Below are 12,227 nucleotides of genomic sequence, written 5' to 3'. Positions count from 1 at the left end.
AAAAAATAGGCAACTGTTAGCCCGGCACGGCAGATATAAAGTCAGAGAGGATTAAGTAGTTATCTACTTAACTGCCCGCACAATGTGCGAGAGATTGATTAGTCCCCGGGCAATCGTTTCCGGGTTTATGTCTTATTTATGTTGGGTTTAGAACGATGCCAACCATCAATCAATTGATTCGCCAGCCACGTGTTTCTGCACGTGTCAAGAGCAAATCGCCGGCGCTGGAAAACAGCCCGCAAAAGCGTGGAGTTTGTACTCGCGTTTATACAACAACCCCTAAAAAGCCTAACTCGGCTTTACGTAAGGTTGCCAAAGTACGCTTAACCAACGGTTTCGAAGTTATTTCGTATATCGGCGGTGAAGGCCATAACTTGCAAGAACATAGCGTAGTTTTGCTGCGCGGTGGTCGTGTTAAGGATTTGCCGGGTGTGCGTTACCATATGGTTCGCGGCGCATTGGATACTCAAGGCGTTAAAGACCGTAAGCAAGCTCGTTCCAAGTATGGTTCGAAGCGCGCTAAAGCAGCCAAGAAGTAAAAACAAACAAGTTAGTTCTTATTTAGTATGAGTGTCGGTTTTAACTGAGCCGAGTAAGTGGCGGGCTATGATGGCTCACCGCGAGGATGTGGAGTTGCCACATGCTCAACTGAAGATCGAAAGGAAAAGAAATGCCACGTCGTCGTGAAGTCCCGAAACGCGATATTTTGCCGGATCCAAAATTCGGTAACGTAGAAGTCGCAAAATTTGTCAACGTTTTGATGTTGTCAGGTAAAAAATCAGTAGCAGAAGGCATCATTTATGGTGCGTTTGATCACATCCAGACTAAATCTGGTAAAGATCCGCTAGAAGTTTTCGCTGCAGCAATTGGTAACTGCAAGCCACTCGTCGAGGTTAAGTCCCGTCGCGTTGGTGGTGCAAACTACCAGGTGCCAGTTGAAGTTCGCCCAGTACGCCGTTTGGCTTTGTCGATGCGTTGGTTGCGTGAAGCAGCTAACAAGCGCAGCGAAAAATCAATGCCACAACGCTTAGGCGGCGAATTGTTGGAAGCCGCTGAAGGTCGCGGCGGTGCCATGAAAAAACGCGATGAAGTTCATCGTATGGCAGAAGCGAATAAAGCATTCTCACATTTCCGTTTCTAATTAGAGATAGATAGAGTGTGCCGTGCTGTTGCTGAGAGTAATTACTTCGCGCAGTACTTTTGAATCAAACCGAGTATCGTGAAAACAGATGCTCGGTTTTGTCCATTATAAGAATTAGGATTGATTATGGCTCGCAAGACCCCCATTGAACGCTACCGTAATATCGGTATTTCAGCGCATATTGACGCTGGTAAAACGACGACCACAGAACGTGTTTTGTTCTACACCGGTGTAAATCACAAGATTGGTGAAGTTCATGATGGCGCTGCCACCATGGATTGGATGGAGCAAGAGCAAGAGCGCGGTATTACTATTACTTCCGCTGCTACTACCTGCTTCTGGAAGGGTATGGCTAACAACTTCCCTGAGCATCACATCAATATTATTGATACTCCTGGTCACGTTGATTTCACTATTGAAGTTGAACGCTCGATGCGTGTGCTTGATGGCGCATGCATGGTTTACTGCGCTGTGGGCGGTGTTCAGCCACAATCAGAAACAGTTTGGCGTCAAGCTAACAAATACAAAGTGCCTCGTTTGGCGTTTGTAAACAAGATGGATCGCACTGGTGCGAACTTCTTCAAAGTTTACGAGCAAATGCGCGCACGCCTGAAGGCTAACCCTGTGTTGATTCAAATCCCTATCGGTGCTGAAGAAAACTTCTTGGGTGTGGTCGATCTGGTTAAGATGAAAGCTATCTATTGGGACGAAGCATCCCAAGGGATGAAATTCGACTACCGTGAAATTCCAGCTGAATTGCAAGAGCAAGCTGCTGAATGGCGCGAAAAAATGGTCGAAGTGGCTGCTGAGTACACTGAAGAACTGATGAACAAATACCTTGAAGAAGGCGATTTGTCAGAAGAAGAAATTAAAGCAGCATTGCGCGCCCGTACTATTGCGGCTGAAATCGTGCCAATGATGTGCGGTACTGCGTTCAAAAACAAGGGCGTACAAGCCATGTTGGATGCGGTTATTGAATACTTGCCATCACCAGTGGATATTCCGCCAGTGACAGGTTTGGATGAAGATGACGAGCCGACATCACGTAAAGCAGAAGATACTGAAAAGTTCTCCGCATTAGCGTTCAAAATCATGACCGATCCATTCGTTGGTCAATTGATTTTCTTCCGTGTGTATTCCGGTATGGTTAAGTCAGGTGATACTGTATTTAACCCGAACAAAAACAAGAAAGAACGTTTGGGTCGTATTTTGCAGATGCATGCTAACCAACGTGAAGAAATTAAAGAAGTTCACGCTGGCGATATCGCTGCTGCAGTTGGTTTGAAAGAAGCAACTACCGGTGAAACATTGTGCGATCCATCATCGATCATCACTTTGGAGCGCATGGTATTCCCTGAGCCAGTTATTTCTCAGGCTGTTGAGCCAAAAACTAAGGTTGATCAAGAAAAAATGGGCTTGGCGTTGAATCGTCTGGCACAAGAAGATCCTTCATTCCGCGTTAAAACGGACGAAGAATCAGGTCAAACCATTATTGGTGGTATGGGCGAGTTGCATCTGGAAATTATCGTTGATCGTATGCGTCGTGAATTCGGCGTTGAAGCGACAGTTGGTAAGCCACAAGTTGCGTACCGTGAAACTATTCGCAAAACTTGCGAAGAGATCGAAGGTAAATTCGTTAAGCAATCTGGTGGTCGCGGTCAATACGGTCACGTTGTATTGAAAATCGAACCGCAAGAAGCTGGTAAAGGTTTTGAATTCGTTGACGCAATTAAAGGTGGTACTGTTCCACGTGAATATATCCCTGCAGTTGAAAAAGGTGTTCGCGAAACATTGACTTCAGGCGTTATGGCTGGTTACCCAGTTGTTGACGTTAAAGTTACTTTGTTCTTCGGTTCATACCATGATGTCGATTCGAACGAAAATGCGTTCCGCATGGCTGGTTCGATGGCGTTTAAAGATGGTTGCCGTAAAGCGAGCCCAGTAATTCTGGAGCCGATGATGTCGGTTGAAGTTGAAACTCCAGAAGATTATGCTGGTACTGTGATGGGTGATTTGTCGTCACGTCGCGGTATGGTTCAAGGTATGGATGAAATCCCAGGCGGCGGCGGCAAGATCATTAAAGCTGAAGTGCCATTGTCTGAAATGTTTGGTTATTCGACTTCGTTGCGTTCAGCAACACAAGGTCGCGCAACATACACGATGGAATTCAAGCATTACTCTGAAGCACCTAAAAACGTGATCGACGCTATCGTAACTGCTAAAGCGAAGTAATCGTTGTAAAATAACGGGTTCACCGTAGTTTATTTGTAGCATTGTCACTATATTCATCCTCGTTGTGAGGGTGGATATAGTTAAGTAACCAACTAAGTACTAATTTAGTACTAATCGTTCTTTTTGAAGGAAGAATAAAATGGCAAAAAGTAAATTTGAGCGGACCAAACCGCACGTAAACGTCGGTACAATTGGCCACGTTGATCATGGTAAAACTACATTAACAGCAGCGATCGCTACTGTATTGTCGAAGAAATTTGGCGGCGAAGCAAAAGACTACTCCCAAATTGATAACGCGCCAGAAGAAAAAGCGCGTGGTATTACGATTAATACCTCCCACGTTGAATACGAAACAGCAGTACGTCACTACGCCCACGTAGATTGCCCAGGCCATGCTGATTATGTTAAAAACATGATTACTGGTGCAGCACAAATGGACGGCGCTATTCTGGTTTGTTCCGCAGCCGATGGTCCAATGCCACAAACACGTGAACACATCCTGTTGGCACGTCAAGTTGGTGTTCCATACATCATCGTATTCCTGAACAAATGCGACATGGTTGATGACGCTGAGTTGTTGGAATTGGTTGAAATGGAAGTGCGTGAGTTGTTGTCGAAATATGACTTCCCAGGGGACGATCTGCCAATCATTCAAGGTTCCGCTAAATTAGCACTTGAAGGCGACAAAGGTCCATTGGGCGAAGAAGCCATCATGAAATTGGCTGAAGCGTTGGATACTTACATCCCAACACCAGAACGCGCTGTTGACGGTGCATTCTTGTTGCCAGTCGAAGACGTATTCTCGATCTCAGGTCGCGGTACAGTGGTAACTGGTCGTATCGAACGCGGTATCGTTAAAGTTGGCGAATCGTTAGAAATCATCGGTATCACCGACACGGCAGTGACAACATGTACTGGTGTTGAAATGTTCCGTAAATTGTTAGACCAAGGTCAAGCAGGCGACAACGTTGGTGTATTGTTGCGCGGTACTAAGCGTGAAGACGTTCAGCGTGGTCAAGTGTTGGCAAAGCCAGGCACGATCAAGCCGCACAATCATTTCACTGGTGAAATCTACGTATTGTCTAAAGATGAAGGTGGTCGTCATACTCCATTCTTTAACAACTATCGTCCACAGTTCTACTTCCGTACAACGGACGTAACTGGTTCGATCGAATTGCCAGCAGACAAAGAAATGGTTATGCCTGGTGACAACGTATCGATCACAGTAAAACTGATCAACCCGATCGCGATGGAAGAAGGCTTGCGCTTCGCTATTCGTGAAGGTGGTCGTACTGTTGGTGCTGGTGTTGTTGCAAAAATTATTGCTTAAGTAAAAAAATCATCACGGTGTTTGTTGTAAAACAAATACCGTGATTCGTTCTTTAAAGGAAAATCATGTCTACACCAAATCAAAAAATCCGTATTCGTCTGAAAGCATTTGATTACAAGTTAATCGATCAATCCGCTTTGGAAATCGTTGATACAGCAAAACGTACTGGCGCTATTGTTAAGGGGCCAGTTCCTTTACCTACACGTATTCAGCGTTTCGACGTTCTGCGTTCACCGCACGTCAACAAAACTTCACGCGACCAGTTTGAAATTCGTACCCATCAGCGTTTGATGGATATCGTTGACCCAACAGAAAAAACTGTAGACGCATTGATGAAGTTGGACTTGCCAGCTGGTGTTGATGTAGAAATTAAATTGCAGTAATCTAGAATTTGGTGTTGTAAATCTTTTTTACATGCTATAATTTTAGGCTTAGGTGTAGATTTATCTGATAAATTCAGGTATGTCTACATGTTTTAAGTGGCAGATTTTGCTACAAACAGTCAGCCCCGCCCAATCGTAGGCGGGAATGGAGAATACAATGAGCTTGGGCCTTGTTGGTCGCAAGGTTGGTATGATGCGCATTTATACAGATGATGGGGATTCAATTCCTGTTACTGTTTTGGATGTCTCAAACAACCGTGTGACACAAATCAAAACGCCTGAAACTGACGGTTATACCGCAGTCCAGGTAACATTCGGTCAGCGCCGTGCATCCCGCGTAACAAAAGCGGTTGCAGGTCACCTCGCAAAAGCAGGTGTTGAAGCTGGTACTGTCTTAAAAGAATTCCGCATTGATGCAGCTAAAGCCGCAGAACTGAAGGCAGGCGATGTTGTGCCTGTTGGTATGTTCGAAGCTGGCCAGATCGTGGACGTTCAAGGTGTAACTATCGGTAAAGGTTACGCTGGTACTATTAAACGTCATCACTTCTCTTCTGGTCGCGCATCACATGGTAACTCCCGTTCGCATAATGTTCCAGGTTCAATTGGTATGGCGCAAGATCCAGGTCGTGTTTTCCCTGGTAAGCGCATGACCGGTCACTTGGGTGATGTTACGCGTACTGTGCAAAATCTGGAAATCGCTCGTATTGATACGGTGCGTCAGTTATTGCTGGTTAAGGGTGCTGTGCCAGGTGCAAAAAATGGTCAGGTAGTTGTAACGCCTGCTATTAAAGTTAAAACCAAGAAGGGAGCTTAATCTATGGAACTCAAGCTCCTAAATGATCAAGGTCAAACTGCATCAAACGTAGCTGCTCCAGATACAATTTTCGCTCGTGATTACAACGAAGCGTTGATTCATCAAGTGGTTGTTGCATTTCAAGCAAATGCACGCAGCGGTAACCGCAAGCAATTGGGTCGTGATGACGTTCATCACACAACCAAGAAGCCTTGGCGTCAAAAAGGTACGGGCCGCGCTCGTGCTGGTATGTCATCTTCCCCGCTGTGGCGTGGAGGCGGACGTGCATTCCCTAATTCGCCAGATGAAAACTTCTCGCAAAAAATTAACAAGAAGATGTATCGCGCAGGTATCTGTTCGATTCTGTCTCAGTTAGCTCGCGAAGGTCGTTTGTCGGTGGTAGAAGAGTTTGCTGTCGATGCTCCAAAAACTAAGTTGTTGTCAGATAAATTGAAAACAATGGGTTGTCTCGACTCAGTGTTGATCATTGCTGATGAATTCAATGAAAACTTGATGCTTGCATCACGTAATCTGCCGAACGTGCTGATTGTTGAGCCGCGTTATGCAGATCCAGTTTCATTGGTGTTCTTCAAGAAAATTTTGATCACCAAGCTGGCGTTGGCAAAGATTGAGGAGATGCTGGCATGAGCACACTAGTTAAATTTAGCGAAGAGCGCCTGTTAAAGGTACTGTTAGCACCAGTGATTTCTGAAAAAGCAACGATGGTTGCGGAAAAAAACGAACAAGTTGTTTTCCGTGTTAGTCCAGATGCTACTAAGCCAGAAATCAAAGCTGCTGTAGAAATGCTCTTCAAGGTACAGGTTGAGTCTGTGCAGGTTGCGAATCGTCAAGGTAAACAAAAGCGTAGTGGTCGCTTTACCGGTCGTCGCAATCACACCAAGCGTGCTTTTGTATGCTTGAAGCCAGGTCAAGAAATTAACTTCACCGAGGAGGCATAATATGGCACTCGTTAAGGTAAAGCCAACCTCGCCTGGTCGTCGTGGTATGGTCAAAGTAGTGACAGAGGGCTTGCATAAAGGTCGTCCGTTCGCTGCTTTGTTAGAAAAGAAATCAAAAACTGCTGGCCGTAACAACAACGGTCATATTACTACTCGCCATATCGGCGGTGGTCATAAGCAGCATTATCGTTTGGTTGACTTCAAACGCACTAAAGATGGTATTCCTGCAAAAGTTGAACGCATTGAATACGATCCTAACCGTACAGCGCACATTGCTTTGTTGTGCTATGCGGATGGTGAACGTCAATACATCATTGCAACTAAAGGTATGGCTGCTGGTGATCAGGTGATGAATGGTGCGCAAGCTCCGATCAAATCTGGTAACTGCTTGCCAATTCGCAATATCCCAGTCGGTACAACTATGCATTGCGTAGAAATGTTGCCAGGCAAGGGTGCGCAGATGGCTCGTACTGCTGGCGCTGGTGTTGTGTTGATGGCTCGTGAAGGCGTCTACGCTCAAGTGCGTCTGCGTTCTGGCGAAGTTCGTCGCGTGCATATCGAATGCCGCGCTACTGTTGGTGAAGTTGGTAACGGTGAACACAATCTGCGTAAGATTGGTAAAGCTGGTGCTATGCGTTGGCGTGGTGTTCGTCCTACCGTTCGCGGTGTGGTAATGAATCCGGTCGATCACCCACACGGTGGTGGTGAGGGTAAGACTGCAGCGGGTCGTCATCCAGTGTCGCCATGGGGTCAGCAAACCAAAGGTAAGAAGACACGTCGCAATAAGCGTACGACTTCCATGATCGTTTCACGCCGTGGTAAGAGATAAGGGGTAGCACATGACACGTTCATTGAAAAAAGGGCCATTCTGTGATGCCCACTTGGTGAAAAAAGTCGAAGCCGCGCAAGCGATTAAAGACAAAAAGCCAATCAAGACATGGTCACGTCGTTCTACGATTATGCCTGACTTCATTGGTTTAACCATTGCGGTGCATAACGGTAAGCAACATGTGCCTGTGTATGTTTCTGAAAACATGGTTGGTCATAAACTCGGCGAATTCGCATTGACTCGTACGTTCAAGGGTCATGCCGCTGATAAAAAGGCTAAAAAATAAGGTGCGATGATGGAAACTAAAGCAATTCTACGCGGAGTGCGTTTGTCAGACCAAAAAGGTCGTTTGGTAGCAGACCAGATTCGCGGTAAAAAAGTAGATCAAGCATTGAACATTTTGGCCTTCAGCCCTAAAAAAGGTGCAGCAATCATTAAGCGTGTTTTGGAGTCTGCAATTGCAAACGCCGAACATAATGATGGTGCTGACATCGATGAGTTGAGAGTTAAAACTATCTATGTTGAAAAAGGTGCGGTTTTGAAGCGTTTTACAGCGCGTGCAAAAGGCCGTGGTGATCGTATCTCTAAACAATCCTGTCACATTTACGTGACTGTCGGTAATTAAGGAGTCACGATGGGACAGAAGATACATCCAACCGGTTTTCGCCTTGCGGTAACACGTAACTGGTCTTCACGTTGGTATGCTGGCAATACAAATTTTGCCACCATGCTCGGCGAAGATTTGAAAGTACGTGCTTACCTCAAGAAAAAACTGAAGAACGCATCTGTAGGTCGTATTACTATCGAGCGTCCAGCTAAGAATGCCCGTATTACTATTTATAGCTCACGTCCAGGCGTGGTTATTGGTAAAAAAGGTGAAGATATTGAAGTGTTAAAAACAGAATTGTCCAAATTAATGGGCGTTCCTGTACACGTTAATATCGAAGAAATTCGCAAGCCGGAAATCGATGCGCAACTGATCGCCGATTCAATTGCTCAGCAATTAGAAAAGCGTATTATGTTCCGCCGTGCCATGAAGCGTGCTATGCAAAACGCAATGCGTTTGGGCGCTCAAGGTATTAAGATTATGTCTGGTGGACGTTTGAACGGTATTGAAATCGCTCGTAAAGAATGGTATCGCGAAGGCCGCGTGCCTCTGCATACTTTGCGTGCTGATATCGACTACGGAACAAGCGAAGCGCAAACAACCTACGGTATCATCGGTGTTAAGGTTTGGGTTTACAAGGGTGATCGTTTGCCTAACGGCGACGCACCAGTAATTGAATCCACTCCGGAAGATGATAAAAAACGTCGTGGCCCACGTCGTGATGATGGCAAGCCAAATAGCCGTCCACGTCCTAAGCAAACCACAACCGGCGCTCCAGCACCAGCTGCTAAGCGTGTACGCGCTGCGGCACCAGTCGTAGCTGCTAAAGCGCCGGCTGAGAAAGCAGGAGAATAATCATGCTGCAACCAGCACGCAGAAAGTATAGAAAAGAGCAAAAAGGCCGCAACAAGGGAATTTCACATTCTCGCGGTACTGCTGTTTCGTTCGGTGAATTTGGTTTGAAGGCGATTGGTCGTGGTCGTATTACGGCTCGTCAAATTGAAGCTGCGCGTCGTGCTATGACTCGCCACATTAAACGTGGTGGTCGTATCTGGATCCGTATTTTCCCGGATAAGCCAATTTCTCAAAAACCTGCCGAAGTTCGTATGGGTAATGGTAAGGGTAATCCTGAGTACTATGTTGCCGAGATTCAACCAGGCAAGATGTTGTACGAGATGGATGGTGTTGATGAGACGCTTGCGCGCGAAGCTTTCCGCTTGGCCGCAGCCAAACTGCCGTTATTGACTACGTTCGTCGTGCGTCAAGTCGGCCAATAATAGGGGTTGAAAATGAAAGTATCTGAACTCCGCGGCAAAGACGAAGTGACTTTGACTAAAGAGCTGAATGAACTGTTGAAGGCACAATTCAGTTTGCGCATGCAATTAGCTACGCAGCAACTGAGCAACACTTCGCAGCTCAAGAAAGTGCGTCGCGATATCGCACGTGTTAAAACGGTCATGAATCAGAAGGACGACAAATGAACGATCAAGTCAAACAAGCTTCTAAGCGCACGCTGATTGGCACCGTTGTCTCCGATAAAATGGAAAAAACGGTAACCGTATTGATCGAGCGTCACGTTAAGCATCCTTTGTACGGAAAAATCATTGTTCGCAGCACTAAGTACCATGCGCACAATGAAGGTAATGTTGCTAAAGCAGGCGATGTAGTTGAAATCCAAGAAGGTCGTCCGATTTCAAAGACAAAAGCATGGTCAGTAACACGCGTAGTACAAGTTGCACAAATCGTGTAATTAGCTATTGTAATTATCAGAAATTGATGTGATAATAGCTGGCTGTCGTTTGCAAGGCATTGAATGCGGCGCAAACGACAGGTAAAATGGCTTTTTTCGCTGTCAATGTGAAAAAAGTGGTTAAAAATCGTCCACCTAATCAGTGAGTGTAGTTAAGCTTTCTGGCGGGACCAAGACTGACCATTAATTTGCATTGTGCAGATTTTATGGATTAAGTTGGGAAAGAGAACATTATGATTCAAACAGAAAGCCGGCTCGAAGTAGCTGACAATACTGGTGCACGCGAAGTTTTGTGTATTAAAGTATTGGGCGGTTCTAAGCGTCGTTACGCAGGTATCGGTGATGTTATTAAAGTCACGATTAAATCTGCTGCGCCAAGAGGGCGTGTAAAAAAAGGTGAAATTTACAATGCTGTTGTAGTTCGCACTGCTAAAGGTGTTCGTCGTCCAGATGGCTCTTTGGTTAAGTTCGATAGTAACGCAGCGGTGTTATTGAACGCGAAACTTGAGCCTATCGGCACTCGTATTTTTGGACCGGTCACACGCGAATTGCGTACTGAACGTTTCATGAAAATCGTGTCTTTAGCTCCAGAAGTTCTGTAAGGGGTCGTTATGAACAAGATTCGGAAAAACGACGAAGTCATCGTCTTGACAGGTAAAGACAAGGGCAAGCGCGGCCAGGTTCAGCAATGGATCGACGCGGATCATGTGGTTGTCGCTGGTGTAAATATCGCTAAAAAAGCGGTTAAGCCCAACCCAATGACAGGCGCAACTGGCGGCATCGTTGATAAGGTGATGCCTATTCATGTGTCAAATGTTGCATTGTTTAATGCAGCAACTGGCAAGGCAGATCGCGTTGGCTTTAAGGTCGTGGACGGTGTAAAAGTTCGCGTATTTAAGTCAAACGGCGAAGTTGTGAAGGTATAACGCATCATGGCACGTCTACAAGAAATTTATAAAGCAAAAGTCGTTGCAGCTTTAACGGAGAAATTCTCCTACAAAACTGTAATGGAAGTGCCGCGCATCACCAAGATTACTCTGAATATGGGTTTATCTGAAGCGATTGCGGACAAGAAGATTATTGAGCATGCAGTTGGCGATTTAACGAAAATTGCTGGTCAAAAGCCAGTGGTGACTAAGGCTCGCAAAGCGATTGCAGGTTTCAAGATTCGTGAAGGCTATCCAATCGGATGTATGGTTACATTGCGCGGTGCGCATATGTACGAATTCCTGGATCGTCTGATCACCGTGGCTTTGCCGCGTGTACGCGATTTCCGTGGTGTTTCTGGTCGTGCATTTGATGGACGTGGAAATTACAATATCGGCGTTAAAGAGCAGATTATTTTCCCTGAAATCGAATACGACAAGATAGATGTTTTGCGTGGTATGAATATTAGTATCACCACCACAGCTAAGACCGATGAAGAAGCGAAAGCTCTTCTCGCCGCATTTAAATTTCCGTTCAGAAACTGAGGTCGCCATGGCAAAACTGGCACTGATTAACCGTGAGCAGAAGCGTGCTGACTTGGTAAAGAAATTTGCCGGTAAGCGTGCTGCTTTGAAGGCCATCGTAGATGACCAATCAAAAACTGAAGAAGAGCGTTACGACGCGCGTCTGAAGTTGCAAGCATTACCACGGAACTCAAATCCGACACGTCAGCGTAATCGTTGCGCTTTGACTGGTCGACCACGTGGCACATTCCGTAAGTTCGGTTTGGGCCGTATTAAACTCCGTGAAGTAGCCATGCGTGGCGAAGTTCCCGGAATGACAAAAGCTAGCTGGTAATAGGAGAATATGCAATGAGTATGAGCGATCCTATCGCCGATATGTTGACCCGCATTCGTAATGCGCAAGTTGTTCATAAAACTGCGGTTGCTATGCCATCATCAAAAGTAAAAGTTGCTATTGCAAACGTACTTAAAGATGAGGGTTACATTGAAGACTTCGCCATTAGCGAAACTGCTGGTAAAGCAGAATTGAAAATTGGCTTGAAATATTATGCAGGTCGTCCTGTAATTGAGCGTTTAGAGCGTGTTTCACGCCCTGGATTGCGCATTTACAAAGGTAAGGGCGATATTCCAAATGTTATGAATGGTTTGGGCGTGGCGATTGTTTCCACACCTCAAGGTGTCATGACAGACCGCAAAGCGCGCGCAACCGGTGTCGGTGGCGAAGTAATTTGCTACGTAGCCTAAGGAGCAGA

General features: G+C 45.8%; 20 protein-coding genes. All 20 read left to right on the top strand.

From position 1 onward, the window contains the following. The first annotated feature begins 155 nt into the window (after positions 1 to 155). Positions 156 to 539 carry a 30S ribosomal protein S12 gene (gene rpsL, locus S2091_RS06555; protein ID WP_105530994.1) on the top strand — a complete coding sequence of 128 codons (384 nt, stop codon included), beginning with the start codon at positions 156 to 158 and terminating at the stop codon, positions 537 to 539. A 131-nt stretch (positions 540 to 670) separates the two neighbouring features. Beyond that, a complete protein-coding gene (rpsG, locus tag S2091_RS06550; protein ID WP_105530993.1) occupies positions 671 to 1,141 on the top strand; it encodes a 30S ribosomal protein S7 in 471 nt (156 codons plus the stop codon). 126 nt (positions 1,142 to 1,267) lie between these two features. After that, positions 1,268 to 3,373, top strand: coding sequence for an elongation factor G (fusA, locus tag S2091_RS06545; RefSeq protein WP_105530992.1), 2,106 nt, complete (start codon positions 1,268 to 1,270; stop codon positions 3,371 to 3,373). 139 nt (positions 3,374 to 3,512) lie between these two features. Further along, a complete protein-coding gene (gene tuf / locus S2091_RS06540) occupies positions 3,513 to 4,703 on the top strand; it encodes an elongation factor Tu (RefSeq protein WP_105530991.1) in 1,191 nt (396 codons plus the stop codon). A gap of 65 nt (positions 4,704 to 4,768) precedes the next feature. Beyond that, the gene (gene rpsJ / locus S2091_RS06535; protein WP_105530990.1) at positions 4,769 to 5,086 is read left to right on the top strand and encodes a 30S ribosomal protein S10; all 318 of its coding nucleotides are present in this window, start codon (positions 4,769 to 4,771) and stop codon (positions 5,084 to 5,086) included. Between the two features lie 157 nt (positions 5,087 to 5,243). After that, positions 5,244 to 5,900: a 50S ribosomal protein L3 gene (gene rplC, locus S2091_RS06530; protein WP_105530989.1), complete on the top strand. Its 657-nt coding sequence runs from the start codon at positions 5,244 to 5,246 to the stop codon at positions 5,898 to 5,900. A gap of 3 nt (positions 5,901 to 5,903) precedes the next feature. Beyond that, the gene (gene rplD / locus S2091_RS06525) at positions 5,904 to 6,527 is read left to right on the top strand and encodes a 50S ribosomal protein L4 (protein WP_105530988.1); all 624 of its coding nucleotides are present in this window, start codon (positions 5,904 to 5,906) and stop codon (positions 6,525 to 6,527) included. Continuing rightward, on the top strand, positions 6,524 to 6,838 hold the full coding sequence (gene rplW / locus S2091_RS06520; protein WP_105530987.1) for a 50S ribosomal protein L23: 315 nt from the start codon (positions 6,524 to 6,526) through the stop codon (positions 6,836 to 6,838). The genes rplD and rplW overlap by 4 nt, the downstream gene beginning before the upstream one ends. Position 6,839: 1 nt before the next feature. Further along, positions 6,840 to 7,667: a 50S ribosomal protein L2 gene (gene rplB / locus S2091_RS06515; RefSeq protein WP_105530986.1), complete on the top strand. Its 828-nt coding sequence runs from the start codon at positions 6,840 to 6,842 to the stop codon at positions 7,665 to 7,667. A gap of 10 nt (positions 7,668 to 7,677) precedes the next feature. Further along, the gene (gene rpsS, locus S2091_RS06510) at positions 7,678 to 7,953 is read left to right on the top strand and encodes a 30S ribosomal protein S19 (RefSeq protein ID WP_105530985.1); all 276 of its coding nucleotides are present in this window, start codon (positions 7,678 to 7,680) and stop codon (positions 7,951 to 7,953) included. 6 nt (positions 7,954 to 7,959) lie between these two features. Continuing rightward, complete coding sequence (gene rplV, locus S2091_RS06505) at positions 7,960 to 8,292, top strand: 50S ribosomal protein L22 (RefSeq protein WP_207769647.1); 333 nt, start codon at positions 7,960 to 7,962, stop codon at positions 8,290 to 8,292. A 9-nt stretch (positions 8,293 to 8,301) separates the two neighbouring features. Continuing rightward, positions 8,302 to 9,129, top strand: coding sequence for a 30S ribosomal protein S3 (rpsC, locus tag S2091_RS06500; RefSeq protein ID WP_105530983.1), 828 nt, complete (start codon positions 8,302 to 8,304; stop codon positions 9,127 to 9,129). A gap of 2 nt (positions 9,130 to 9,131) precedes the next feature. Next, the gene (rplP, locus tag S2091_RS06495; RefSeq protein ID WP_040723969.1) at positions 9,132 to 9,551 is read left to right on the top strand and encodes a 50S ribosomal protein L16; all 420 of its coding nucleotides are present in this window, start codon (positions 9,132 to 9,134) and stop codon (positions 9,549 to 9,551) included. A gap of 12 nt (positions 9,552 to 9,563) precedes the next feature. After that, on the top strand, positions 9,564 to 9,755 hold the full coding sequence (gene rpmC, locus S2091_RS06490) for a 50S ribosomal protein L29 (protein ID WP_105530982.1): 192 nt from the start codon (positions 9,564 to 9,566) through the stop codon (positions 9,753 to 9,755). Next, a complete protein-coding gene (rpsQ, locus tag S2091_RS06485; RefSeq protein ID WP_105530981.1) occupies positions 9,752 to 10,024 on the top strand; it encodes a 30S ribosomal protein S17 in 273 nt (90 codons plus the stop codon). The genes rpmC and rpsQ overlap by 4 nt, the downstream gene beginning before the upstream one ends. Positions 10,025 to 10,257: 233 nt before the next feature. Further along, complete coding sequence (rplN, locus tag S2091_RS06480) at positions 10,258 to 10,626, top strand: 50S ribosomal protein L14 (protein ID WP_105530980.1); 369 nt, start codon at positions 10,258 to 10,260, stop codon at positions 10,624 to 10,626. Between the two features lie 9 nt (positions 10,627 to 10,635). After that, positions 10,636 to 10,950: a 50S ribosomal protein L24 gene (gene rplX / locus S2091_RS06475; protein ID WP_105530979.1), complete on the top strand. Its 315-nt coding sequence runs from the start codon at positions 10,636 to 10,638 to the stop codon at positions 10,948 to 10,950. 6 nt (positions 10,951 to 10,956) lie between these two features. Then, the gene (gene rplE, locus S2091_RS06470; protein ID WP_105530978.1) at positions 10,957 to 11,496 is read left to right on the top strand and encodes a 50S ribosomal protein L5; all 540 of its coding nucleotides are present in this window, start codon (positions 10,957 to 10,959) and stop codon (positions 11,494 to 11,496) included. Positions 11,497 to 11,503: 7 nt separating this feature from the next. Next, positions 11,504 to 11,809 (top strand): 30S ribosomal protein S14, encoded by a 306-nt coding sequence (rpsN, locus tag S2091_RS06465; protein WP_105530977.1) that lies wholly within the window; start codon positions 11,504 to 11,506, stop codon positions 11,807 to 11,809. A gap of 14 nt (positions 11,810 to 11,823) precedes the next feature. Then, positions 11,824 to 12,219, top strand: coding sequence for a 30S ribosomal protein S8 (gene rpsH / locus S2091_RS06460; protein WP_105530976.1), 396 nt, complete (start codon positions 11,824 to 11,826; stop codon positions 12,217 to 12,219). The last annotated feature ends 8 nt before the right edge of the window (positions 12,220 to 12,227 follow it).

The organism is Solimicrobium silvestre, assembly GCF_002976435.1.
In the GTDB taxonomy this organism is placed as follows: domain Bacteria; phylum Pseudomonadota; class Gammaproteobacteria; order Burkholderiales; family Burkholderiaceae_D; genus Solimicrobium; species Solimicrobium silvestre.
The sequence above is the reverse complement of the archived record's forward strand: the minus strand, read 5'-3'. Positions and strand labels throughout refer to the sequence as shown.